The following is a 22,812-nucleotide window of genomic DNA, read 5'->3' as shown; positions in this document are numbered from 1 at the left end:
CGGCGCCCGCGCCGTCTGGACTGAGGAGCGGTGAAGATCGTGAGGAACGAGCGATCTTCACCGCGACGAGGGAAGACGGCGCGCCGAAGGCGCCGCGACAAGCGAGCGAAGCGAGCCAAGCAAACAGGGCGACAAGCGCGAGGAACGAGCGCCAAGCCAGCACAGCCAACAGGGAGATGCATGAACACCGACCAGCCCACGCTCAGTGGACGGCTGCCCGGCTGGCCCGCCTTCGTCCGGGAGCTCGACGCGACCCTGTCGGTGCACTCGCAGTACATCCTGTCGGGCAACCTGCACGACAGCTTTCTCGCCCCGGGCTCGGACGAGGGCGGCCCGGCCCGGTTGCTGCCGCTGCGTGACCTGCTGTGGGAGGCCCTGCGGTCCAGCGGTTTCTCCTGTCTGGTCTGCTACGACCCGGTGGACGGCCTGGTGGTCTGGCCGGATGGCGACGACGAGGTCGCGTTGGAGGCCGCCCGGGCGGCGGAGTTGCTGCTGGGCAAGCGCGCCTTGCAGGAGAAGCCCTCGCTGGAGGCGTTGGGCCGCTGTCTGTCCGCGCTGGCCCGCCCGGATGAGAACGTCCGGGCGGCGTTCGTGATCGACTCGGCGTCCCGGATCGCCCGTTCCCCCACCGATCTGGAGCCCGCCGAGCGCGACTTCTTCCGGTTCTGCGAGAAGCTCTCCCGGTCGGCCCGCCCGGTGCGGGTGCCGGGGCCGCGGCCCAAGCCGCTCTACAACCCGGTGCTGTGGCTGGTGGAGCGCCCTGGTGACCTGCCGCCCTGGCTGGGCAACGGCAACGAGAACATCCGCGAGATCACCGTCCCCCGGCCGCATCTGGGCGACCGGCAGGAGACGGCGCGGCTGCTGGCCCGCGCTTTCGGCGTGCAGGACGTGAAGAACGACCCGGCCGCGCAGGAGGCCTGCGACGCGTTCGCCGAGCAGGCGGACGGCCTCACCCTGCAGTCGATGATCGAGGTGACCCGGCTGGCCAAGGAGCGCAATGTCGCCCTGTCGGACCTGCCGGACGCGGTGCGCACCTACAAGCTGGGGGTGCTGGACAACCCGTGGAGCCGGGGGCATCTGCGCCGCCGGGTGCTGGAGGGTGAGAAGCGCGTCCCGGAGCGGGTGGTCGGCCAGCCGCAGGCGGTCACCAAGACCCTCGACATCCTGAAGCGGGCGGTGCTCGGCCTGTCCGGGGCGCAGGCGACCCGGTCGGGCAGCCGGCCGCGCGGTGTGCTGTTCTTCGCTGGCCCGACCGGTACCGGCAAGACCGAGCTGGCCAAGGCGATCACTTCGCTGGTCTTCGGTGACGAGTCGGCGTACCTGCGGTTCGATATGAGCGAGTTCTCCGCCGAGCACGCGGGCGAGCGGCTGATCGGCTCCCCGCCCGGCTATGTCGGCCACGAGGCCGGCGGCGAGCTCACCAACGCGGTGCGCGAGGACCCGTTCCGGGTGATCCTGTTCGATGAGATCGAGAAGGCACATCCGCGGATCCTCGACAAGTTCCTGCAGATCCTGGAGGACGGGCGGCTCACCGACGGGCGGGGCCACACCGTGCACTTCTCCGAGTCGATCCTGATCTTCACCTCGAACCTGGGCATGTACGTCGAGCGGCCGCCCAGTGCCGCGGGGCCGACCCGGCTCGACGGGCCTGTCGACAACCGTCCGGCCCGGGTGCAGAACATCATCCCGGACATGTCCTACGACGAGATCGAGCAGCGGTTGAAGAGCGCGATCTCCGACCACTTCACCACCGTGCTGAACCGGCCGGAGCTGCTGAACCGGTTCGGCGACAACATCGTGGTGTTCAACTTCATCTCACCGGAGGCGGCGGCGCAGATCTTCGACATCCAACTGGCGAACATCTGCCGGCGGGTCACCGAGGAGCACCGTCTGGTGCTGGCGCTGAAGGGCGAGGCGTTGCAGACGCTGCGCGAATGGTGCACCAGCGAGCTCGACAAGGGGGGTCGTGGCATCGGCATGGCACTGGAGTCCCACTTCATCAATCCGCTGGCCCGGGCGCTGTTCGACCGGGAGTTGCAGCCGGGCGAGCGGGTGACCGTGACCGGGCTCCGGCGGGAGGGCGGCATCGTCCGGCTGGACGTGCAGTGAACCTGTTGCTGGCCAAGGCCCACTACCCGGTGACCACGTTGGGTCCCGGCACCCGGGCGGGCATCTGGACGCAGGGCTGCACGCTGCACTGCGGCGGCTGCCTGTCGCGCGACACCTGGGCCGCCGATCCGAGTACCGCCGTCCCGGTGGACGCGGTGCTGGGCTGGCTGGACTCGCTGCCGGGCCCGGTGGACGGCGTGACGATCTCGGGTGGGGAGCCCTTCCAGCAGCCGGCCGCGCTGGCCGCGCTGCTGCGCGGCGTGCACGGCTGGCGCGCCCCGGAGGTGGACGTGCTGGTCTACTCGGGTTACCCCTACTCCCGGCTCGCCCGTTCCGCCGAAATGCGTGAGATCCTGGGCCTGTGCGACGCAGTGGTCGCGGGGCCGTACATCGATCGGTTGAACCGCGCGGCTCCCGCGGACGTGACAGAGAAGGACCCGCAGGGGCGACACCCCTCCGAGGGCTCTCTACTCTGGAGGGGTTCGGCGAACCAGCGCATCGTGCCCCTGACCGCTTTGGGCCACGAGCGATACGCCGGGCCGGCCGGTGACGATCCGGTTGAGGGACGAGCAGGACCTCGGATGCAGGTATCGGTGGACGAGGGTCCGGAAGGAAGGCGGGTGTACTACATCGGCATCCCGCGTCGGGGTGACATGGCTCGCCTGACGTCGACGTTGGAGCGAGCCGGCGTACACGCGGGGGAGGTGTCATGGAGACCCTGAACTGCCCGGTCTGCGGTGATCCGTATACCCGGGGCGATCTGATCTGTTTCACCTGTGGGGCCAACCTGGCCCGGGCGGGGACCCGGCGGCAACCGCCGACCCAGCCCGCGCAGCCCGGCCCGCCGGCCGAGCAGCGCGGCCCGGAGCCTCCCGCGCAGGACCCCTGGGCCCCGCACCAGCACCCGCCGCAGCAACCGCCGCCCCAGCAGCGCCCGCCGCAGCCGGGCCCGCCCGCCGAGGACCCCTGGGCGCGGCAGCCCGCGCCGCCGCACCGGCCGGAGCCCGGCCAGGAGCCCTGGCAGCAGCAACGCCCGCCGCAACCCGAGCAGCGCGGCCCGGAGCCCGGCCAGGAGCCCTGGCAGCAGCAGCCGCAGCAGCAGCAGCGCCCGCCCGAGCAGCGTGGCCCCGGCCCCGCCGGGCAGGAGCCGTGGGGTCCGCAGCAGCCGCCGTCCCGGCAGGAGCCCTGGGAGCCGGCGCAGCAACGGCCGCCCGGCCCGGGCGGCGGTCACGCGCCGCTGTCTCCCACGCCGCCGCACGGCCCGGCGGGCAGGCCGCCCGGGCCCCCGCCGGCCCGGCGCGAGGAGACGCTGATCCCGCCGGAGGAGCGCGGGCCGCGCCGACCGCAACCGCCGGTGGACGAGAACACCGCGTTCATGTGCCCGCACTGCGAAGCCGTGCTGCGCAACCCCGGGGCGGCGCAGTGCGACGCGTGCCTGCGCCCGCTGCGGCAGCAGCCGCCCGCGCTGCGGCTGGTCTTCCCGACCGGAGAGATCAAGGTGTCGGTCGGCCAGCATGTGGTGCTCGGCCGCGACGTCGGGCAGTCGCCGGTGGCCACCACGTTCACCCAGTACGACAACGTGTCGCGGCGGCACTCCACGGTGTGGCTGGACCCGTCCGGCACCGCCTGGGTCCGTGACGAGGGGTCCACCAACGGCACCTTCGTCAACGGAGAGCGGCTGCCGCCCCGGGTGGAGGCCCCGCTGGCCGACGGTGACTCGCTGCGGCTCGCCGCGGATGTGACCGGCACGGTGCACGTCAGCTGATCGGCTGATCCGGCACCGTTCGCCCGGGCTCCTTCGGTAGGGTCTGCCCACGTATGCCCTGTGCACTGGGCAGCCCCCCGTCTCGCCCTGGAGGACTCGTTGGCGAACCCTTATGGCCCCGGCCCGCAGCAGCCCGGCTGGCCGCAGCAACCCGGGCAGCAGTACCAGCACCAGCAGCCCGGTTACCCGCCGCCCGCCGCGGGGCACCGCTTCGCCAACGACAAGGGCTTCTTCGGGGCGCTGTTCGACTTCAGCTTCGACAACTTCATCGCCCCGAAGCTGGTCAAGTTCCTGTACATCCTGCTGCTGATCCTGGTGACCGTCGGCGGGCTGGTGTACCTGGTGATCGGTTTCACCATGCTGGCCTCGGGGACCGACGCCGGCGTCCTGGGCGGGTTGCTGGTCATCGTCCTCACACCGGTGATCTGGCTGCTCAGCCTGATGATGTACCGGGTGATGCTGGAACTGATGATCGTGGTCTTCAAGATCAGCGAGGACATCAAGGACATCCGCGACAGCCGCACCCTGCGCTGATCGCCGCCCCGCCCCACCGGTGGGGCGGGGCGGCGATCAGCCCGCGCGCTTGGCCCGGGCGCGGGTGCGCTCGCGCTCCTTCGAGTCGAGCACGACCTTGCGCAGCCGGACGGCGGCCGGGGTGACCTCGACGCACTCGTCCTCGCGGCAGAACTCCAGCGCCTCCTCCAGGCTGAGGATGCGCGGCGGGGTCAGCCGCTCCAGCTCGTCACCGGTGGAGGAGCGCATGTTCGTGAGCTTCTTCTCCTTGGTGATGTTGACGTCCATGTCGTCGGCACGGGAGTTCTCGCCCACGATCATGCCCTCGTAGACCTCGGTGGTCGGCCCGACGAAGAAGGTGCCGCGCTCCTGCAGGTTGGTGATGGCGAAGGTGGTGGCGCTACCGGTACGGTCGGCGACCAGCGACCCGGACGGGCGGGTGCGCAGCTCGCCGAACCAGGGCTCGTACGCCTCGAAGACATGGTGGGCCATGCCGGTGCCGCGGGTCTCGGTCATGAACTCGGTACGGAAGCCGATCAGCCCCCGGGCGGGGACCAGGAACTCCATCCGGATCCAGCCGGTGCCGTGGTTGGACATGTTCTCCATGCGGCCCTTGCGCACGGCCATCAACTGGGTGATCGCGCCCAGGTACTCCTCCGGCGCGTCGATGGTCAGCCGCTCGACCGGCTCGTGCTTCTTCCCGTCGATCTCCTTGGCCACCACCTGCGGCTTGCCGACGGTCAGCTCGTAGCCCTCCCGGCGCATGGTCTCCACCAGGATCGCCAGCGCCAGCTCGCCCCGGCCCTGCACCTCCCAGGCGTCGGGCCGCTCGGTGGGCAGCACCCGGATGGAGACGTTGCCGACGAGCTCCCGGTCGATGCGGTCCTTCACCATCCGGGCGGTGACCTTGGTGCCCTTCTCCCGGCCCACCATCGGGCTGGTGTTGGTGCCGATGGTCATCGAGATGGCGGGCTCGTCCACGGTGATCGCCGGCAGCGGGTGCGGGTCGTCCGGGTCGGCCAGGGTGTCACCGATCATGATGTCGGGGATGCCGGCGATGGCGATGATGTCACCGGGGCCGGCGGCCTCAGCCGGCTTGCGCTCCAGCGCCTCGGTCATCAGCAGTTCGGTGATCTTCACCCGCTCGACGCTGCCGTCGCCCTTGCACCAGGCGACCTGCTGGCCCTTCTTGATGGTGCCCGCGTGCACCCGGCAGAGCGCGATCCGGCCCAGGTAGCTGGAGGCGTCGAGGTTGGTGACGTGCGCCTGCAGCGGGGTGTCGGGGTCGTAGGAGGGCGCCGGGATGGTCTCCAGGATCGTCTGGAACAGCGGCTCCAGGTTCTCGCTGTCGGGCAGCCCGCCGTCGGCGGGCTGGTTCAGCGAGGCCCGGCCCGCCTTGCCGGAGGCGTACACGATCGGGAACTCGATCTGGTCCTCGGCGGCGTCGAGGTCCATGAACAGTTCGTAGGTCTCGTCGACGACCTCGGCGATCCGGGCGTCGGGACGGTCGGTCTTGTTAACGACCAGGATCACCGGCAGCCGGGCCGCCAGCGCCTTGCGCAGCACGAAACGGGTCTGCGGCAGCGGGCCCTCGCTGGCGTCGACCAGCAGGACCACGCCGTCCACCATGGACAGCCCGCGCTCCACCTCGCCGCCGAAGTCGGCGTGGCCGGGGGTGTCGATGATGTTGATCGTCAGCCCGCCGTGCTTGACCGCGGTGTTCTTGGCCAGGATCGTGATGCCCTTCTCCCGCTCCAGGTCACCGGTGTCCATGACCCGTTCGTCCACGTCCTGGTTGGCCCGGAAGGCACCGGACTGCCAGAGCATGGCGTCGACGAGCGTGGTCTTGCCGTGGTCGACATGGGCGACGATCGCGACGTTGCGGAGGTCGTCGCGCGTGGAGATAGGCATGGCGTACTCGCTCTGGTTTCGGTGCGGGAGTTCGCCGCAGAAGGACGCGGCACGGACGATTCTACGGGGCTGCGGAGAACAGAGCCCGCCGCGGGACGGTGCGGCGGACGGGCGGAAGTCCGCCGGGGAGTCCTCACTGACGTCCCGCGGAGGCCCCGCTGGAGGAACGATCGAGCAGGCGGCGGGTATTCCGGGGTACCGGCGGCTACGCGGATCCGGCGAGGTGCGCGCGGACCAGGTCGACCACCGGCAGGTCGCCCGCCAGCCAAGCGACATCGTACAGCTCCGCGGAGCCCAGCCAGCGCAGGGCCAGGTGCTCCAGCGGCCGGGGCTCGCCGTCGACGAGTTCCGCCCACCACACGCGTAGCGTCTGGCCGCTCTCCAGCGGGAAGTCGCCGCCCAGCCGGGCGCCCACCCGGATCTTGACGCCGAGTTCCTCGTGGCACTCGCGGACCAGGGCCGCCCCATCCGACTCACCCGGATCGACCTTGCCGCCGGGGAACTCCCAGCCGCCGGCCAGTTCGGGAGGTTCGGAGCGCTGCGCGGCGAGCACCCGGCCGTCCCGCACGATGGCGGCGCCCACCACCACTCCGGACCTGGGCGGGCCGCTCACTGCTGCCCCTCCAGTTGCCTGAGGATCTCCGGCTTGGCCAGCGGGCGGGTGACGCCGACCCAGTCGCCGCGGATCCGGTAGTTCTGCACCCCGATGTTGGGGACGCAGCTCGCGCAGCGGGCGACGATCATCTTCCCGTTGCCGATGACCATGCCGACATGGCCCGGGTTGTTCGCCGACGTCCAGGGGCCGGAGTTGAAGAACACCAGGTCGCCCGGCTGCTCCTTGCCCTTGTCGATCTTCACTCCGAACGGCCACTGGACGAAGGTGGTGCGCGGGATGGAGATGCCGACCGACCGGTAGGCCGCCTGGATCAGGCTGGAACAGTCCCAGGCGTCCGGGCCGGCGGCGCCCAGGATGTACCGCTTGCCGCGCTGCGCCATGGCGAAGTCGATGATCCGCTGCACCACGGCACCGGCACTGGCCGGCAGCCCCTCGGTGTCGGAGCACAGCGGGCCGCTGGCCTGGACGGCCTGGAAATCGCCGTCCGCGTAGCGGTCGGCCCACCGCAGCACCAGGTTCACGTAGTCCCACGAGTGGTTGTACATGTAGAGGGCGGTGCGGGTGCGCTCCGGGGCGCCGTTGTGCTTGAGGTAGCGGGCCGCTCCGGGGATGGCGTCCTTGGGGTCGTAGCGGTCCTTGTCGCCGTCCTTGTCGCCGTCCACCCCGAACGCCCGCCAGGTCGGCTCCAGGAACTGCATCGGGCCGCCGGCCCCGGCGTAGTTCTCCCCGCTGCGCACCCCCGGCAGCTCCGAGGTGCCATGGCCGGTCTCGACCTTGCCGACCCCGGCCAGCAGGTTCCACGGTATGCCGTAGTCGGCGCCGGTCTTCTTGTACAACTCCAGGTAGTCGGCCGGGATGGCGCCCGCGTCCTGCGCCGCGGCGGGCTGCGAGCCCGCCCGCGAGGCGTCCACGCAACCGGTGGCGCCGCCCCCGCCGAACAGGAACTGGGTGGCGCTGAAGAACGCCGGGACGATCAGCAGCGCCAGCAGCAGCAGGCCCGTTCCGCCGAACGCCACCACCATGACGACCCGCCGTCTCATCCGGTGTCACCCGCCTGACCGACATCGGCCGGTTCGAACGCGTACACCCGCCAGGACCCGCCGTCGCGCGACACCGTCACGGCGTACTGCCGCCGTTCCTGGGCCTCCTCGCCCGACCGGGTGACCCGCTGCTGCCCGGTCACCAGGAAGATCACGCTGTTGTTCTCGACATCGCGGATCCGGTCGAGCGTGGCGGTGCCCGCCGCGACGACCTGTTCCTGCCGCCGTTCGTCGAGCAGGCCCGGCGCCGAGGCCCCCCGGGCCAGTTCGGCCCGCAGTTCCTCGGTGACCATGCCGCCCAACCGGTCGACGTAGACCTTGGGGTCCTCGTCGAAGCGGTACGTGCCGTATGCGGCGGTGAAACGCTGGGCGAGATCCGCGGCCGCGGCGAAGTCGTCCCGGGAGAACGGCAGCAGCCGGTAGATGTCGAACGAGTCGGGGTTCACGGTGGTGCCGATGCCGGGCGGGGAGGTGGGAGCCGCCGCCGGGGCGGTGGCCGTAGGGGCGGGCCGGGAGGACGGGGGTTCGGCGGTGCCGTCACCGCCTGGCAGGGAGAGGTAGACGCCCAGGCCGCCCAGGGCCACCACCAGCCCGCCAAACACGAGTTTGCGCTGGCGTTCCGACAGGTCCATCAGGCGTCCCGATCACCGTCGCGATCGACCGGGCGCAGCCAGAACGGGATCGGTGGTGCCGAGTCGGCCTCACGACCGCCCCACAGCGGCGGGGGTTCCCGGCGGGCGCCCCCGTCAGTGCCGGAGCCGCCGCCCGGACGGGGCCTCGGCACTCCGCTCGCCGGGTCCGGGGACCCGCCGGACGAGCGGGCCGGGGTCCGCGAGTGGTCACCGCCCGAGCCGCCGGACCGGCCGCCGAACAGGGATCTGCCGCCCCCACCCGAGCCGCCCTCGGCGCCGCCACGGCGCTCGGACCGCCCCGACCGTCCAGAGCCGCCGGACCCACCGGACCCGGCCGATCCGCCAGAGCCACCGGACCCGCCGGACCCACTCGAACCACCGGACCCGCCGGGCCCGCCCGAGCCGCCGGACCGGCCGCGCCGTCCCGAACCGACCGCGGAGACCCCGTCGCCGTCACCGGCGGGGGCGCGCCCTCCCCCGGCCCACGAGGTGGGCCGGCCGACGCCCGTGCCGGAACCCGCCGGGGTCTTGCCCGACCCGCGCCCGGACCCGCCGCCACTCGAACCACCGCCCGAGCCGCCCTCGGCACCGCCGGAGGAGCCGCGCCCCGGCCCACCGCCCGGCCGGACCGCCACGACACCGGTGCCGCCCGCGGCGTCCGCGCCGGCCGCGTCGCCCAGGCTCTTCGCACCACCCGCACCGCTCCGGGAGGGCAGGTTCAGCGGGGGCGCCCCGTCGCGGGCCCGGCCGGAGCCGGCCACCGGAGCACCGCCGCGGGACTTGCCCGCGAGCGCACCCGCCGAGTCGGCGGTCGCACCCTCCGCTCCGGCCCGGCGATCGGCGACGGCCGTGCCGGCCTCGGTTCCTTCGGCGTCGTCGCCGCGACCCCAGCGGGCCAGCCGGTAGCCGGCCGCTCCGGGCACCGCGGCGGCCGCCACCGCGGCGGTGTTCTTGCGCACCTCGGTGACCGACTTCTGCAACTGGGCGTCGCTCTTCTCCCGCGAGCCCACGGCCGAGTAGCCCACCGCGGAGAACAGGTGCTGGAACGGCTTGCGGTAGATGAACGCGGCGAAGGTCACCAGCGCGATGAGCAGGATCTGCAGTCCCCAGGGCAGCGTCTCACCGAGGATCAGCCCGTACGACCACAGCAGCAGTGCCAGCACGCCGATCAACGCGGCCTGTTTGAGCAGCATCGACAGCAGCAGTTCGAGCCAGCGGATGGCGATCACCCGGCCGATGCCCGGATGGATGCCGATGCCCAGGAAGATCGGCCCGGCCACGAGCAACAGCAGGAAGGAGATCTTCACCACGATCAGCGCGATCGCGATGACCAGGATGAGCATGCCGGCCACCAGGGCGGCGAACAGCGCGCCGAACGACACGGCCAGCCGGCTCGTCCACTGCTTGCCCTGGAAGACGGGATAGACCCCCGGGTAGTCCTCCTTGATGTTCTCGGTGACCTCCTTGTACGCGTCGGCCTTCTTGCCGAGGTCCACCTTCTGCCCGCCGTGGGTCTCCGACAGGTCGACCGCCTGGGACCACAGCAGCTTGTCGGCGTTCTCCTTGACGATCTTCGCGTTGGGGTCGGTGGTGCCGAACTCGCCCATCAGCCAGGGCTTGCACACCAGCGCCACCCACAGCCCGTTGGCGTTGCGCGTGGTGGCGTCCACCTCGGTCGAGCTCACCGGGTCCCGGCCGCTCGGCGACGGGATGCAGGTGGTGCCCTTGGTGTCGCTCTGCGGCAGCGCGGCGTTGAACGCGGCGCTGGTCGCCTCGGACACCTTCGTGCCCAGGGTGGTGAAGTCGCCCGGCCGGGCGACCAGCCAGATCAGCGCGACCATCGCGGCGACCATCCAGATCGTGCCCTCGGCGACCTTGCTCGCCCGCCGCCGGACCAGGCCCCACCAGGCCAGCCACATCGCGCCGAGGATGACCACCCAGGCCCAGTACTGGGCGTTGAAGGTCTTGCCGATCCCGCTGATGACGCCGTCCACCGTGCGCTTCAACCAACCCAGCAGCGACTCGGACGCGGCCGCCTGGTAGACGCTGATCGTGGTCCGGTCGATCGCGCGGACCAGGGTGAAGGTGGTGTTGGCGAGGGCGTTGCCCATCATCGCCATGGCGTCGGAGCAGCCCATGTCGACCGCGTACCAGCTCTGGCCGGCGGTGCCGTACCGGTCGTAGTAGGTGAGCCGTTCCGGCGGGGTGGTGCGCAGCTTCTGGTTGGGGTAGTCGGGGGGTTTGATCAGCCCGTCGGTGCCGGACCCGTAGGCCTCCGGCGCCGGGCTGTCCGCCGGGCGGCAGGGGTCCCCACCGAACGGGTTGGCTCCGGCGGGGGCGACGGGGCTCAGCATGAACAGCGCCATGAAGAGCACGAGCAGGGCCGAACGGCGGGTCCGGCGATGAACGCGCGCGCGACCCCGGCGGCGCCCGGGGAGGCTCAACCCCTCGGCCGGGGTGCGCTGGATCGGCGCGGCGCGGCGCCGCCGGATCAGACGACCTCTGTCAGTCATTGCGCCCGGAACCCCTTCTGGCGATCTCGGCACCGGCCGCGGTCAACTCCTCGTCGTCGAGGTCGTCGGTCGTGCCCGCCCCGGACCGCGGCCGTGCCCGGGTGGGGTTGGTGTCGAGCCAGCGCAGCAGCTCGTCGGAGATCAGGTCGACTCCGATCCGGCCGGCCCGCCCGTCGAGATCGCGGAAGACGCATTCGCCGTTGCCGAGGTTGCGGAGCACGGCTTTGTGCTCCTCGGACTGCTCCACGCCCAACAGCGCCAGGACGTTCTCGACCTCCACCCGTTCGGAGGAGCGGAACGAGAACACCGATGACAGGCAGTTCGTCACCTGTTCATTCAAGAGGTCGCCGGCGTTTTGCGAAACCAGGATCAACGCAGTGTTGCGAGAACGCCCCATTCTCGATACTTCCGGTATCAGTTTGGCGCCCTCGGGTGTCGAGGTGATGGCCCACGCCTCGTCCAGGAAGATGGACTTGGGCAGCCGCCGGTCCAAGCCGTGCATGAGCCGCCGGGCGAACTGCGACACCAGGTACATCAGCGCCACCGAGAGCCGCTGCTCGTAGGAGTAGTCCTCCCGCGAGATCGCCATATCCGGAAGCGTGAGCCCGCCCAGGGTGAAGACGGTCGTCCAGCCCGCCGTGTCGATGCGCTCGCCGCCGGAGGGGTCGAAGCAGAGCCGGGCCAGCCGCATCTCCGACATCGACCGCAGCACCGCGCCGAGGTTCTTGGACGCCGGGTCGGCCGAACCCTCCAGGTGGTCGACGACCTTGCCCAGCGACGGCCGGTCGCCGTTGGCCACCGTGCCGACGGCCTGGATCATCGCCGACTCGCGCTCCTCCGACATGCGGGGCAGCAGCAGCCGCAGGGTCTCGGTGGCCATCGTCTTCTTGGCCGCCAGGTCGTCGCCGAAGGAGAACGGGTCGAGCAATCCGGGCGCGGCGGAGCCCAGCGGCAGGATGCGGGCCTTCCGGCCGCGCGCTCGCAGCAGTTCCACCAGCGACTCGGCGTCGCCCTTCGGGTCGATCGCCGCGATCGTCACCCCGCGCAGCGACATCTGGTACAGCAGCAGCAGCGCGAGCGTGGTCTTGCCGCCGCCCGGCTCGCCGGTGATGGCCACCGCGGTGGGCCGGTTGCGAGCGGCCGCGACCAGCGGATCGAAGTGCACGATGGAGCGGGCCCGGCCCAGCGTCTCGCCGATGTACGGGCCGATCCACCCGCCGCCCGTCTCGTCGGTCCGGTCGCCGAGGTCGACGGTGGCCGTGGGCATACCGCCGGCGATGGTGCGCAGCGGCTGCCGCTGGGCGTACGCGTTGAGCCGGATCCGGTCGCCGGGCAGCGACTCGCAGAACAGCGAGAACTGGTCGCCGGTGGAGTTGACCACGTCGACGCCGATGTCGCGGTAGTGCTCGACGACCGCGTCCACCCGCTGGACCAGCATCTCCTCGGTGGGCGCCGTGACGATCAGCCGGTGCCAGCCGTACACGAACGGGAGCCGCTGCTTGGTGATGCCGTGCTCCAGCATCCGGGCCGCGTCGATCTGCTCGGCCAGCGCGATCGGCGCCTCCGCGCCCGCCTCCCGGATGTGCTGGTCCATGTCGCGGGCGTGCGCCAGCCGGCGGGAAACGTCCTTGGACGCCTTGGCCGGCGGGACCAGCTTCATCCGGGCACTGATCTCGACCGGGAACGCCAGCGCGTCGGCGTAGTGGAACCACGGCTCGCCGTCGGGGAACGGCATCAGGTCCGGGAACCGGGCGAAGGACAGGTACGCGGTGTAGGAAGCCCCGCCCGGCTGCTCCATCCGCAGGTGGGAGCGGCCGTTGTGGATCGCGCCCTCGACCAGGGCCTCGATCTCGCCGGCCCCCCAGGTGCGCCGTGGCACCGCCGACGGCGGCGGGTCGGCCAGCGAACCCGTCACCGCGTGCTGGAACAGCCAGGCCAGCTGGGTCGCGGTGGCGTGCCGGGCGTACAGCGCCGATCCGCCCAGCGCCCGGCCGATCCGCTCGGCCTGCTCGGTCCAGCGGGCGATCTCGCGCTTGTCGATCGCGTCGTCGTTCAGGCCGAGGGTCTGCTCCCCGCGCTTGTAGAAGCCGAGGAACTGCGCCAGCACACCGCCCGACAGTTGGGCGCCCACGCCCCGCGGGCCCAGCCGCACGCCCAGGTAGACCTCCTTGGTCCAGAAGTCCTTGGCCCAGACGTGGGCGTACATCTCCTCCAGGTAGTCGCGCCAGCCCGGGCCGCTGTCGGAGGTGCGGTCGAGGTCGAGCGCCCAGTCGGCGGCCGGGTAGGTGCGGTGCGCGATCCGCAGGTGCACCTCGGCGTCCTGCATCCGGATGCCGGCCAGCGCGATGGTGACGTTGGTGGCGAGCGCCTCGCGCTCCTCCCCCGTGGTGAACTCGTAGGAGACCGTGGGCAGCCTGAAGTAGGCCCAGGCGGCCTGGTCGGTCAGCAGGATCCGGTCGTCGAAGTAGCGCACCGCCAGGCGGCTGGCTCTAGCCATGTCCGGTCAGCCCTCCTCGTTCACTGTGCGGCGGGCTTCCGGCGGGCCGCCCGGCTGTCCGGGGCTCATCGGGAGGCCTCCTGTTCCTGCTCGGGCTGCTCGTAGCGCTCGGGGACCACCCCGAAGCCTCCGGCCACCACCCCGGCCAGCGCCAGATAGGCCCGGCGGGTCGGGGAGCGCAGCGATTTCAGCTCGTTGCGGGGTGACCGGTCCATGCTGAGGTGATCGTCCCACGGGATGCGCACCAGCGCCCGGCATCGCCCGCGGGCGACCGCCTCGGCCTGCTCGACATCGTCCATGCTCCGCCGGCTGACCCCGTTGATCACGGTCACCGCGCGCGACCGCAGCTCGTCGTAGCCGTGCCCGTCGAGCCATTCGAAGGTCATCGACACCGCGCGGGGCGCGTCCGCGCTGGCGGGGGCGACCAGCACGATCTGGTCGGCGTGCGGGAGCACCCGGGCGACCACCGCGGCGGCCGCGTCCAGCAACGTGATCGAGTAGAACCGGTCCAGCGTCCGGATGGCCAGCGCGTAGTCGCGGTCATCCAGGGCCTGCAGCGGGTTCTTGCCGGCGGCGATCACGTCCAGCCCCGACTTGGCCTGCGAGGTGTACCGGCGCATCGCGGTCAGGCTGCCGATCTGGTCGGCCCGGGTGATCAACCCGGTCAGCGTCTCGTGGGTCTCGCTGCGGGTCCGCCGGGCCAGGGCGCCCGGACCGGGGTTGACGTCGATCGCCACGATCGGCTCGCCGCAGTGCTGCGCGAACGTGTGGCCGAGCATCAGCGCCGTCACGCTCTGCCCCGCGCCGCCGGTGCAGCCCAGCACCACGATCCGCCGGGTGCCCTGGAACGGCCGTTGCAGCCGCTCCTGGTAATCCTGGTCGACTTCGCTGTACCCGCCGCCTACCGCTCGGATCAGCCGGCGTAGCCCGCCGCCTCCCGCGGTCTCCTGCTCGGGGTCCGGCTGGGTGATGGCCGCCGGTGCGGGCGGGGGCGACGGCGGGCCCGGCAGTGGCCTGGGCCGGACCGGCGACGCCGGGCCCGACCGCACCTCGCGCGCGGGAGGCTGCTCTTCGTCGGCGGGACGTTCCGCCGGCCACGGGGAGTCGGTGCCGTACCGCTCGTCGCCGTCGGGTTCCGGGCGGGCCGGCGCGCCCGGCCAGGGCGAGCCCGTCCCCGGTGCTCCACCGCCGGGCCGGGAGGGCATGAACGGGTCGCCGGACGGCCGTGCGGGCCGGTACGGAACCGGCGGCTGCGCAGGGGCCGAAGTCTCGTTCTGGGCGGCCGGGGTTTCGGGGGCCGAGGCTCGTCCGGGCGCGTCCGTCTCCCGTACCGGCTCGCCGGGCGGCGGGCCCGCCGGAACGTTCCGGTCGACCGCTCGCCCCGGCTCGCCGGGAGCCGGCGCCGCCCGCCCGGGCGGAGGCAGCGGAGGCCAGAGCATCGCGTCGGTGCGCGCCGCCCGCAGCGGCCGGGACAACCCTTCCGACCAGGGCCTGGGCGCCCGGGGAACCTCGGCCTCGCCGGTCCGCTCCCCGGTTTCGGAAGGTGCGGGGCTCTGCTCTCGGTCCGGCGCTCCGGGGCCTTCCGCCCTGGCTGCGACCTCGGGACGGTCGGAGGCCGTCTCCCCGGCAGCCGCCGCGGGCTCCTCCGTCACGTGGGCCACCTGCTCGGCCTCCTCCGGCCGCGCCGGCCCGTCGGCAGGGCCGGCCGTGGTCTGCTCCGCACGCGTTGCCTCGGCCGCGGCCCGCTCTTCCGGTGCGGGGGGCACGGAAGGTCCGGCGGCGGACGGCACCGGCTCGCCGGGACGGTCCTGGACCGGACGCCGCGCACCGAACGCTCCCGGCACCATCGGAATGTCCGGAACGGTGGTCGGCGGGGTCTGCGGGATGTCCGGCCGGGTGATCGGCGCGGGCGCCACGGGCGGGCGGGCACGCGGCGGCTCGTCTCCGCCCGGCGCCGCCGCCGGTGGCGGACCTTCGGCGACCGGCTCCTCGCGGGCGGGGGCCGGAGCTTGCTCTCGGGTGCCCGCCGCCTCCACCGGCGCGCCTCCGGCCGCCGGTGTTTCGGCGGCCGGCGGTTCCGCGATCGGTGTCTCGACCGTGCGCCAGGGATCGCTTTGCCCGGCCGGCGGCTCCGCGGACGGAGCCTCAGCCACGCGCCGGCGGTCGCTCTGCCCAGCCGGCGGTTCCGCGATCGGTGTCTCGGCCGTGCGCCGGGGATCGTCCTGGGCGGCCGGCGGCTCCGTAGACGGAGTCTCGGCCACGTGCCGGTGGTCGCCTCGCCCGGCCGGGGACTCTGCGGCGCCCGGGTCGCCGACGGTGGCGGTCTGGGCGGGGACCTCGTGTCCGGGCAGGTCCGGCCGGGTGTCCGGCGGCTCTGGGGCGGGTGGCCGCTGCGCGGCGGCGTCGGATGCGGAGCCCTCGGCCTGCGGTGCGATGGCCGGCCAGAATCCGCCCGGCGCACCGGGCCGGCGGACCCCCGAGGCCAGGCCGCGCTTGCCCGCCACGGGCTCGTCCGCCCGGCGGGCCGGGGGCACTTCGAGTACCGGGGTGGCGGGGGGGCGCTCCCGCTCCACGGGGGCGGGCCTGTCCTCTTCGGTCCGCCTGGGGGGTTCGGTGGGCGGGACGGCGCCCGCCACCCGGCGGTCGCCGGGCGGGGTCGGGGTTCCTTCGGGTTCGTGGGAGATCTCGCGGGGGGTGGTGGGCCGCCAGGTGCGGGCGGCGCGGCACCCCGCGGGCCCGCTCTCCATGGCCTGCTCGCGGTGGCCGGCCGGAACGCCGGGCCGGGCGGCGGCCGCGACGGGCTCGGTTTCGGCCCGGGGTGCGGGGACGGCCCGGACAGCCACGGCCGGCTCGACGCCGATTCCCCGGGCGCGGTGCGCGCGCAGGGCGGCCCGCTCCATGGCGGCCGGCGCCGTCGCGGTGCCGTCGGCCCGGCGCCAAATCCGGGCGGTCACCAGGACCTCGCGCGGTTCGCGGATCGGGGTGAGCCGGCACCAGGTGCGCGGTTCGGCGAGGTAACGCGTCTGGGACAGCAGCAGTTCGGTGAGTCGCTTGCCTTCGATGACCGGCCGGGTGGCCAGCCAGGTGAGCACTCCGGGCGGGACCAGGTAGAGCACGTGCCAGGGGGTGCGGAAGGGGACTCCGACGAGTTGGAGCATCAGGATCCACGGCACGAAGATGCCGACGAACACGCCGATCTGCACCAGCGGCAGCGGCATCGGAAGCCTCAGGTCGTACAGCTTGTACAGCCGCTTCTCGATGCGCCAGATGTTGGTGTACGTGGGTAGATCCACGCCCTACTCCCCTAACTGTGCCAAGCGCGGCGGCGGCCCGGCAGGTCCCGCCCGGCCCCGGCGGGCAGCGGCTCGCCGGGTCAGGTCAGCTCCACTCCGAGCGCCTTGGCGATCGCCCTGGCGGTCGTCTCGATCACATTGGGCACGTAGAAGATGACTCCGATCCCGATCGCAAGAACGATGAACTGCACGAAACGCGTGATCTCCCGGGTGAACAGGAAGACCAGCGCCACGATGGACACGATCACCAGGAAGAGCGGACCGAATATGCCGCGCAGCCAGTCCGCGAGCTGGTCCGTCTTGAGATCGTCGGGCGCCGCCACCAGCTGATCCGGCAGCGACGCCATGACCTGGTACAGCATCGACTAACCGCCTTCCTCGATACGCGGGGGGCACATCCCGGCGGACGCGGCCGACCGCTCCGCCGTGATCTGCCTCCCCAGGGCTGCCGGGGGGCTCCCTCGCGGAGGCACGGGGGTTCGTCCCGGATGACTCTCCTGGGAGAGTACGGGACATCGCGCCCGCTGCGGCGTCGTCGATGGCTCCATCAGCCGGCCTCTCACGATCCGGTCGGCGGCACGGCGCCACGGATGTCTCTCACGTACCAGTTGCCGTCCTTCTTCACCACGGTGAGCTCGTAGGTCTGGTCGAGTTCGCCGCTCGGGTTGCGCGCATCGGTCGCCGGGATCTGCCAGGTGACCGTCGCAGTGATTTTGCGCTCATCGGCGCCGCCCTGCGGAGCGATGACCTCCTTGACCGCGATGAAGGTGACGGTGTTCCCCAGCCCGGTGATGCCGGGTCGCTCGGCGAAGCGATCGAGCGAAGGCTGGTCACTGCGGGAGTACGCCTGGAAGAAGGGGCCGAGCGTCGTCTGCAGCTCGCCCTCCAGGGCGGTGTCGCGCTCGCGGTTCGGCGGCTGCGGCGGCGTCGCCCGGCCGGGTGGCGGCAGCAGCGCGGGACGACCCGAGATCACCAGCGCCCCGTTCCTGGCGTAGACGGGGACGGCGAGCTGGAGCCACTTGTCGCCGGCGCGGGCCAGCAGCATGACGATCGCGTTGTTGGCGTCGCGCGCCTCGACCCCCGCCACCTGGACGGACTGCACCTGCAACTGGCCCGCCCGGTTCCAGCCGAGCTGCCCGTCGGCCCCGTCGGGCAGGAACGCCCGGAGCTGCTGCTCCCGGACGTCGGCCGTCCTCTCGTCGTAGTTGAGATAGACGTTGGCGAACTGCAGCGCGTAGGAGGACGCGGCGGCGGTCGGGAACTGCGTGCCCGTACCGGTGACCCGGGGCGCCTCGGGCGTGCCGGACTCGTCCGCGGTGAACCGCTCGAACGGCGCCCGAACACCGTTGACCAGCACGACGATGAGGAACGCCCAGAGGATCGCCCGGCCGATCCAGAGCCACCACCGGCCCCCGGATCCACCCCAGCGCCGCCCCTTGGCCCCTCGGCCTCGCCGCCCGTCGGACATGTCCCAGGAGTCGGCGCCGCCGGCGTCGTCGAGCGGGGGGACGGCATCGTCACCGGCCCGCCCTTCCCGGGCAGTCTTGACAGGGCCGCTCTGCACGGCCGACCTGCGAGCCATCGCGCCTCCGCTCGCGCCTTGCCCCCGGTCGGCGCGGTCATCTCAGCCTGGTCTTATGTGGTCTGGTTTTCCCAGCCTAACCACGGAGGTCAATTGTTCCAGCGTCATCGGAGGAAGCACAGCCCCGCCGCGCGGTTGTGGATAACTCGATCCACTTCACGTCGGAGCAGGTGAGATTGCCAAAGGGTGACGATCGCGTACCTGTCCAATCCGCGGTACGCGAACCCCGTTCAGACGTTGAAGCGGAACTCCACCACGTCGCCGTCCTGCATGACGTAGTCCTTGCCCTCCATCCGGGCCTTGCCCGCCGCCCGGGCCGCGGCGACGGACCCCTCGGCGACCAGGTCGTCGTAGGAGACGATCTCGGCCTTGATGAAGCCCCGCTGGAAATCGGTGTGAATGACGCCGGCGGCCTCGGGCGCGGTCGCCCCCTTGCGGATGGTCCAGGCCCGGGCCTCTTTGGGACCGGCCGTCAAATAGGTCTGCAAACCCAGAGTGCCAAATCCAATTCGTACAAGCTGGGACAAACCAGACTCTTCTTGTCCCATTCCCTGGAGCAGTTCCAGCGCCTCGTCATCCGGCAGCTCGATCAGCTCGGCCTCGATCTTCGCGTCCAGGAAGATCGCCTCGGCGGGGGCGACCAGGTCGCGCAGCCGGCCGCGCAGTGCCTCGTCGCCGAGCTCGTCCTCGTCCAGGTTGAAGACGTACAGGAACGGCTTGGCGGTGAGCAGGTGCAGCTCGCGCAGCCGGTCGACGTCGATCCCGGCCGGACCGGCGCCCGCGAAGACCGTGACCCCCTCGTTCAGCATCTTCTGCGCCGCCGTGACCGCCTCGACGACCGCCAGGCCCTCCTTGTCCTTCTTCGTCCGCGCCTCCTTCTCCAGGCGCGGCAGGGCCTTCTCGATCGTCTGCAGGTCGGCGAGGATCAGCTCGGTGTTGATCGTCTCGATATCCCGGGACGGCGCCACGTCACCGTCCACGTGGGTCACGTCGGGGTCGTCGAACACCCGGATGACCTGGCAGATCGCGTTGGTCTCCCGGATGTTGGCCAGGAACTTGTTGCCGAGCCCCTGCCCCTCGGAGGCGCCCTTCACGATGCCCGCGATGTCGACGAACTCCATCGTCGCGGGCAGGATCTTCGCCGACCCGAAGACCTCGGCCAGCCTCTCCAGCCGGGGGTCGGGCACACCGACCACACCGACATTGGGCTCGATGGTGGCGAACGGGTAGTTCGCGGCCAGCGCGTCGTTCTTGGTCAGCGCGTTGAAGAGCGTGGACTTACCGACGTTGGGCAGCCCGACGATGCCGATGGAGAGACTCACGGTCGGCGAGTCTAGTGCGTGCCCCCCGTGCCCTCGTCGCGAAAAGAACCCCGGAACAAACCCAGGAGCAGGGGCCGGCAATCGGACATCTCGGCGAGTCGGGCCGACCGAGTGACTCCACGCTGTCACCATGAGGCCATGGACCCCGCCCTGCTCGCCGGCCTCGCGCTCGGCGCCGCCCTCGGCGCGGTCGTCGGCTACGCGCTCGCCACCACCCGGCAGGCGACCCTGATCGCCCGGGCCAAGAGCGCGGAGGAGAAGGCCGCGTACGTGCAGGAGCGGCTGACCGAGCACTTCGAGTCCCTGTCCGCCCGCGCGCTGGACGCCAGCAACCAGCGGTTCCTGGAACTGGCCGACGTCCGGCTGCGGGCCGCGGGCGCCCAGGCCGCGGGCGAGCTCGACCGCCGCAAGGACGCCGTCGAGAACCTGGTCGCCCCGCTGCGCGACACCCTGGCCCGGGTGGAGGAGCAGCTGCGCGAGGTCGAGATCGGCCGCCGCGAGTCGCACGCCATGCTGGCCAAACAGGTCGACTTCGTCCGGCAGAGTTCCGAGCAGCTGCGCGGCGAGACGCGGACGCTGGTCCGGGCCCTGCAGCGGCCGGAGGCCCGCGGCCGGTGGGGCGAGCTCCAGCTGCGCCGCGTGGTGGAGCTCGCCGGCATGGCCCACCACTGCGACTTCGACGAGCAGGCCACCGCGACCACCGACGACGGAACCGTCCGGCCGGACCTGATCGTCCGGCTGGCCGGCGGCAAGAACATCGTCGTCGACTCCAAGGTCTCGCTGGCCGCGTACCTCGACGCCGCCGACAGCGACGACGACGCCGCGCGGGCCGCCCGGCTGGACGCGCACGCCCGGCACCTGCGCGACCACGTGGACCGGCTCGCCGCCAAGTCGTACTGGCAGGCGTTCAGCCCGGCACCGGAGTTCGTGGTCCTGTTCATCCCGGGCGAGGCGTTCCTGGCCCCGGCGCTGGACCGCGCGCCGGAGCTGCTGGAGTACGCGCTGCGCCGGCGGGTGCACATCGCCACCCCCACCACGCTGATCACCATGCTGCGCACGGCCTCGTACGCCTGGCAGCAGGAGGCGCTGTCGCGCAACGCGCGGGCCGTGTTCGAGCTCGGCCGGGAACTGTACGACAGGCTGGGCACCATGGGCCGGCACGTGGACGAGCTGGGCCGGACGCTGTCGAACGCGGTCGGCTCCTACAACCGCACCGTCGCCTCGCTGGAGACCCGGGTGCTGGTCAGCGCCCGGCGGCTGAACCAGCTCGGCGTCGTCGAGGACGACCTCGCGGCGCCGCTTCCGGTGGAGGAGAGCACCCGGGCGCTGTCGGCCGCCGAGCTGACCGAAGACCCCGTGGACCCCGTGGCCGAACCCGCCGAGGCGGTGGGCTTCCCCCGGCGGCTCGCCGCCTCGGACCGGCCTCTGGGCCTGTTCCGCGGGAGGGGCGCCGACCGCGTTCCTCCGGACACCGACGACCGAGGGCAGGAGGCACCGTGAGCACACCGACGACCATGCGTGGAGCTTCGGGCGACGCCGCCAGGACGCCGAAGGGATCCGCGCGCCGCCGGCCCCGGGGATCGTCGGCCGCCCTCACCGGGCGAGGCGGCATCGTAGTGATCTACGGCGCCGCCCTGCTCGGCGCCCTGCTGGCCGGGTGGCTGGAGACGGCCGCGCCGTTCGGGATCGCGTTCGCCGCGGGCTGCGCCCTGGCGGCGCTGACCACCCGTCCGGCCGACCTGCTCACCCTCGCGGTCAGCCCGCCCGTCGCCTTCCTGGCCGCGGCGTTCACCGTCGAGCTCGGCGCCGCGCTGGGCGACGGCTCGATGCTGCGCAGCCTCCTGGTCGGGCTGGTCGGGGCCCTGGCGACCGGGGCTCCCTGGCTGTTCCTCGGCACCCTGCTGGTGGTGGCGATCACCGTGCCGCGAGGGCTGCTCGGCAACCTGCGCGAGCTCCGCGACCAGCTGGCCAGCACCCGGCTGTTCGAGGAGGAGCACGACGAGGACCCCGTCCGCTGGGAGGAGTCCTGAGCGACGCCCCGAGGGGCGGCACGGTCAGACGGCCCGCAGGTCCTTGCGGAGCTCGTGCGGCAGGGCGAAGCGCATGCTCTCCTTGACCGACTCGACCTCCTCGACCCGGTCGAAACCGCGCTCGGCAAGCCAGTCGATCACGCCCCGGATGAGCACCTCGGGCACCGAGGCGCCGCTGGTGAGGCCCACCGTGGTGACGCCCTCCAGCCAGGCCGGGTCGATCTGCTCGGCGTAGTCCACCAGGTACGAGGCGTCGGCGCCGTACTCCTTGGCCACCTCCACCAGCCGCACCGAGTTGGAGGAGTTGGTGGAGCCGACCACGATCACCAGTTGGGCCTGGGCGGCGATCTCCTTGACCGCCGTCTGCCGGTTCTGGGTGGCGTAGCAGATGTCGTCGGACGGCGGGTCCATCAGGTTCGGGAACCGCTCGCGCAGCGCGGCCACGGTGGCCAGGGTCTCGTCCACCGACAGGGTCGTCTGCGACAGCCAGGCCACCTTGTCGGGGTCGCGCACCTGGACCTTGGCGACGTCGCCGGGACCGTCCACCAGATGGATGTGGTCGGGCGCCTCACCGGTGGTGCCGATGACCTCCTCGTGCCCCTCATGCCCGATGAGCAGGATGTCGTAGTCGTCGGCGGCGAACCGCACCGCCTCCTTGTGGACCTTGGTCACCAGCGGGCAGGTGGCGTCGATGGTGCGCAGGCTCAGGCCTGCGGCCTCCTCGTGCACGACCGGGGCCACTCCGTGTGCGGAGAACACCACGATGGAACCCTCGGGCACCTCCTCCGTCTCATCGACGAAGATCGCGCCCCTTTCCTCCAAAGTCTTGACGACGTGCACGTTGTGCACGATCTGCTTGCGCACGTAGATCGGCGCTCCGTACTTCTCCAGGGCGACCTCGACCGCCTCGACGGCGCGATCGACCCCCGCACAGTAACCGCGGGGCTTGGCGAGCAGGACACGGCGGCTGGTGGAAGTCATGCCGCCAT

At 72.2% G+C, this 22,812-nt stretch carries 17 protein-coding genes; 6 read left to right on the top strand and 11 right to left on the bottom strand.

Annotation, left to right across the window (positions count from 1 at the left end):
* Positions 1 to 180: 180 nt before the first annotated feature.
* The 4 genes from DPM19_RS15735 to DPM19_RS15720 all read left to right on the top strand — a co-directional run bounded on the left by DPM19_RS15735 (position 181) and on the right by DPM19_RS15720 (position 4,408).
* Positions 181 to 2,109, top strand: coding sequence for an AAA family ATPase (locus DPM19_RS15735; protein ID WP_111868142.1), 1,929 nt, complete (start codon positions 181 to 183; stop codon positions 2,107 to 2,109).
* Positions 2,106 to 2,831: a 4Fe-4S single cluster domain-containing protein gene (locus DPM19_RS15730; protein ID WP_111868139.1), complete on the top strand. Its 726-nt coding sequence runs from the start codon at positions 2,106 to 2,108 to the stop codon at positions 2,829 to 2,831. Before DPM19_RS15735 ends, DPM19_RS15730 begins: the two co-directional genes overlap by 4 nt.
* Positions 2,819 to 3,874, top strand: a complete 1,056-nt coding sequence (locus DPM19_RS36775) for an FHA domain-containing protein (protein ID WP_111868136.1) — start codon at positions 2,819 to 2,821, stop codon at positions 3,872 to 3,874. The genes DPM19_RS15730 and DPM19_RS36775 overlap by 13 nt, the downstream gene beginning before the upstream one ends.
* 99 nt (positions 3,875 to 3,973) lie before the next feature.
* The gene (locus DPM19_RS15720) at positions 3,974 to 4,408 is read left to right on the top strand and encodes a DUF4282 domain-containing protein (protein WP_158566800.1); all 435 of its coding nucleotides are present in this window, start codon (positions 3,974 to 3,976) and stop codon (positions 4,406 to 4,408) included.
* A 36-nt stretch (positions 4,409 to 4,444) separates the two neighbouring features.
* Here DPM19_RS15720 and typA read toward each other — a convergent pair whose 3' ends face one another.
* The 10 genes from typA to ychF all read right to left on the bottom strand — a co-directional run bounded on the left by typA (position 4,445) and on the right by ychF (position 19,793).
* Positions 4,445 to 6,298: a translational GTPase TypA gene (gene typA, locus DPM19_RS15715; RefSeq protein ID WP_111868131.1), complete on the bottom strand. Its 1,854-nt coding sequence runs from the start codon at positions 6,296 to 6,298 to the stop codon at positions 4,445 to 4,447.
* 205 nt (positions 6,299 to 6,503) lie between these two features.
* A complete protein-coding gene (locus DPM19_RS15710; RefSeq protein ID WP_233510195.1) occupies positions 6,504 to 6,911 on the bottom strand; it encodes a (deoxy)nucleoside triphosphate pyrophosphohydrolase in 408 nt (135 codons plus the stop codon).
* On the bottom strand, positions 6,908 to 7,954 hold the full coding sequence (locus tag DPM19_RS15705) for a C40 family peptidase (protein WP_111868128.1): 1,047 nt from the start codon (positions 7,952 to 7,954) through the stop codon (positions 6,908 to 6,910). Before DPM19_RS15705 ends, DPM19_RS15710 begins: the two co-directional genes overlap by 4 nt.
* On the bottom strand, positions 7,951 to 8,586 hold the full coding sequence (locus tag DPM19_RS15700) for a hypothetical protein (protein WP_158566799.1): 636 nt from the start codon (positions 8,584 to 8,586) through the stop codon (positions 7,951 to 7,953). The genes DPM19_RS15705 and DPM19_RS15700 overlap by 4 nt, the downstream gene beginning before the upstream one ends.
* Positions 8,586 to 11,099 carry a type IV secretion system protein gene (locus DPM19_RS15690; protein WP_111868123.1) on the bottom strand — a complete coding sequence of 838 codons (2,514 nt, stop codon included), beginning with the start codon at positions 11,097 to 11,099 and terminating at the stop codon, positions 8,586 to 8,588. The genes DPM19_RS15700 and DPM19_RS15690 overlap by 1 nt, the downstream gene beginning before the upstream one ends.
* Positions 11,092 to 13,596, bottom strand: coding sequence for an ATP-binding protein (locus DPM19_RS15685; RefSeq protein ID WP_111868121.1), 2,505 nt, complete (start codon positions 13,594 to 13,596; stop codon positions 11,092 to 11,094). The genes DPM19_RS15690 and DPM19_RS15685 overlap by 8 nt, the downstream gene beginning before the upstream one ends.
* 65 nt (positions 13,597 to 13,661) lie before the next feature.
* Positions 13,662 to 16,889 carry a TcpE family conjugal transfer membrane protein gene (locus tag DPM19_RS15680; protein ID WP_111868118.1) on the bottom strand — a complete coding sequence of 1,076 codons (3,228 nt, stop codon included), beginning with the start codon at positions 16,887 to 16,889 and terminating at the stop codon, positions 13,662 to 13,664.
* Positions 16,890 to 16,969: 80 nt separating this feature from the next.
* Positions 16,970 to 17,251, bottom strand: coding sequence for a hypothetical protein (locus tag DPM19_RS15675; protein ID WP_111868116.1), 282 nt, complete (start codon positions 17,249 to 17,251; stop codon positions 16,970 to 16,972).
* A 197-nt stretch (positions 17,252 to 17,448) separates the two neighbouring features.
* Positions 17,449 to 18,471: a conjugal transfer protein gene (locus tag DPM19_RS15670; protein ID WP_111868113.1), complete on the bottom strand. Its 1,023-nt coding sequence runs from the start codon at positions 18,469 to 18,471 to the stop codon at positions 17,449 to 17,451.
* Positions 18,472 to 18,701: 230 nt separating this feature from the next.
* Positions 18,702 to 19,793, bottom strand: coding sequence for a redox-regulated ATPase YchF (gene ychF, locus DPM19_RS15665; protein ID WP_111868110.1), 1,092 nt, complete (start codon positions 19,791 to 19,793; stop codon positions 18,702 to 18,704).
* A 138-nt stretch (positions 19,794 to 19,931) separates the two neighbouring features.
* Here ychF and DPM19_RS15660 point away from each other — a divergent pair, with 138 nt between their 5' ends.
* Entirely contained in the window at positions 19,932 to 21,293 is a 1,362-nt protein-coding gene (locus tag DPM19_RS15660) for a DNA recombination protein RmuC (RefSeq protein WP_111868108.1), read from the top strand.
* Positions 21,290 to 21,823 carry a DUF6542 domain-containing protein gene (locus DPM19_RS15655; RefSeq protein ID WP_233510194.1) on the top strand — a complete coding sequence of 178 codons (534 nt, stop codon included), beginning with the start codon at positions 21,290 to 21,292 and terminating at the stop codon, positions 21,821 to 21,823. The genes DPM19_RS15660 and DPM19_RS15655 overlap by 4 nt, the downstream gene beginning before the upstream one ends.
* 24 nt (positions 21,824 to 21,847) lie before the next feature.
* On the opposite strand, the gene DPM19_RS15650 is transcribed toward DPM19_RS15655, so the two are convergent.
* Positions 21,848 to 22,804, bottom strand: coding sequence for a 4-hydroxy-3-methylbut-2-enyl diphosphate reductase (locus tag DPM19_RS15650; protein ID WP_111868102.1), 957 nt, complete (start codon positions 22,802 to 22,804; stop codon positions 21,848 to 21,850).
* Between the last annotated feature and the right edge of the window lie 8 nt (positions 22,805 to 22,812).

The sequence above is a fragment of the Actinomadura craniellae genome, assembly GCF_003289645.1.
Lineage (GTDB): Bacteria > Actinomycetota > Actinomycetes > Streptosporangiales > Streptosporangiaceae > Actinomadura_D > Actinomadura_D craniellae.
The sequence above is the reverse complement of the archived record's forward strand: the minus strand, read 5'-3'. Positions and strand labels throughout refer to the sequence as shown.

What these genes read in the sequence shown, in the direction of transcription:
- DPM19_RS15735 (WP_111868142.1), top strand. Translation starts at nt 181, where the DNA reads ATGAACACCGACCAGCCCACGCTCAGTGGACGGCTGCCCGGCTGGCCC.
- DPM19_RS36775 (WP_111868136.1), top strand. Translation starts at nt 2,819, where the DNA reads ATGGAGACCCTGAACTGCCCGGTCTGCGGTGATCCGTATACCCGGGGC.
- typA (WP_111868131.1), bottom strand. Translation starts at nt 6,298, where the DNA reads ATGCCTATCTCCACGCGCGACGACCTCCGCAACGTCGCGATCGTCGCC.
- DPM19_RS15705 (WP_111868128.1), bottom strand. Translation starts at nt 7,954, where the DNA reads ATGAGACGGCGGGTCGTCATGGTGGTGGCGTTCGGCGGAACGGGCCTG.
- DPM19_RS15700 (WP_158566799.1), bottom strand. Translation starts at nt 8,586, where the DNA reads ATGGACCTGTCGGAACGCCAGCGCAAACTCGTGTTTGGCGGGCTGGTG.
- DPM19_RS15690 (WP_111868123.1), bottom strand. Translation starts at nt 11,099, where the DNA reads ATGACTGACAGAGGTCGTCTGATCCGGCGGCGCCGCGCCGCGCCGATC.
- DPM19_RS15685 (WP_111868121.1), bottom strand. Translation starts at nt 13,596, where the DNA reads ATGGCTAGAGCCAGCCGCCTGGCGGTGCGCTACTTCGACGACCGGATC.
- DPM19_RS15675 (WP_111868116.1), bottom strand. Translation starts at nt 17,251, where the DNA reads ATGCTGTACCAGGTCATGGCGTCGCTGCCGGATCAGCTGGTGGCGGCG.
- DPM19_RS15670 (WP_111868113.1), bottom strand. Translation starts at nt 18,471, where the DNA reads ATGGCTCGCAGGTCGGCCGTGCAGAGCGGCCCTGTCAAGACTGCCCGG.
- DPM19_RS15660 (WP_111868108.1), top strand. Translation starts at nt 19,932, where the DNA reads ATGGACCCCGCCCTGCTCGCCGGCCTCGCGCTCGGCGCCGCCCTCGGC.
- DPM19_RS15650 (WP_111868102.1), bottom strand. Translation starts at nt 22,804, where the DNA reads ATGACTTCCACCAGCCGCCGTGTCCTGCTCGCCAAGCCCCGCGGTTAC.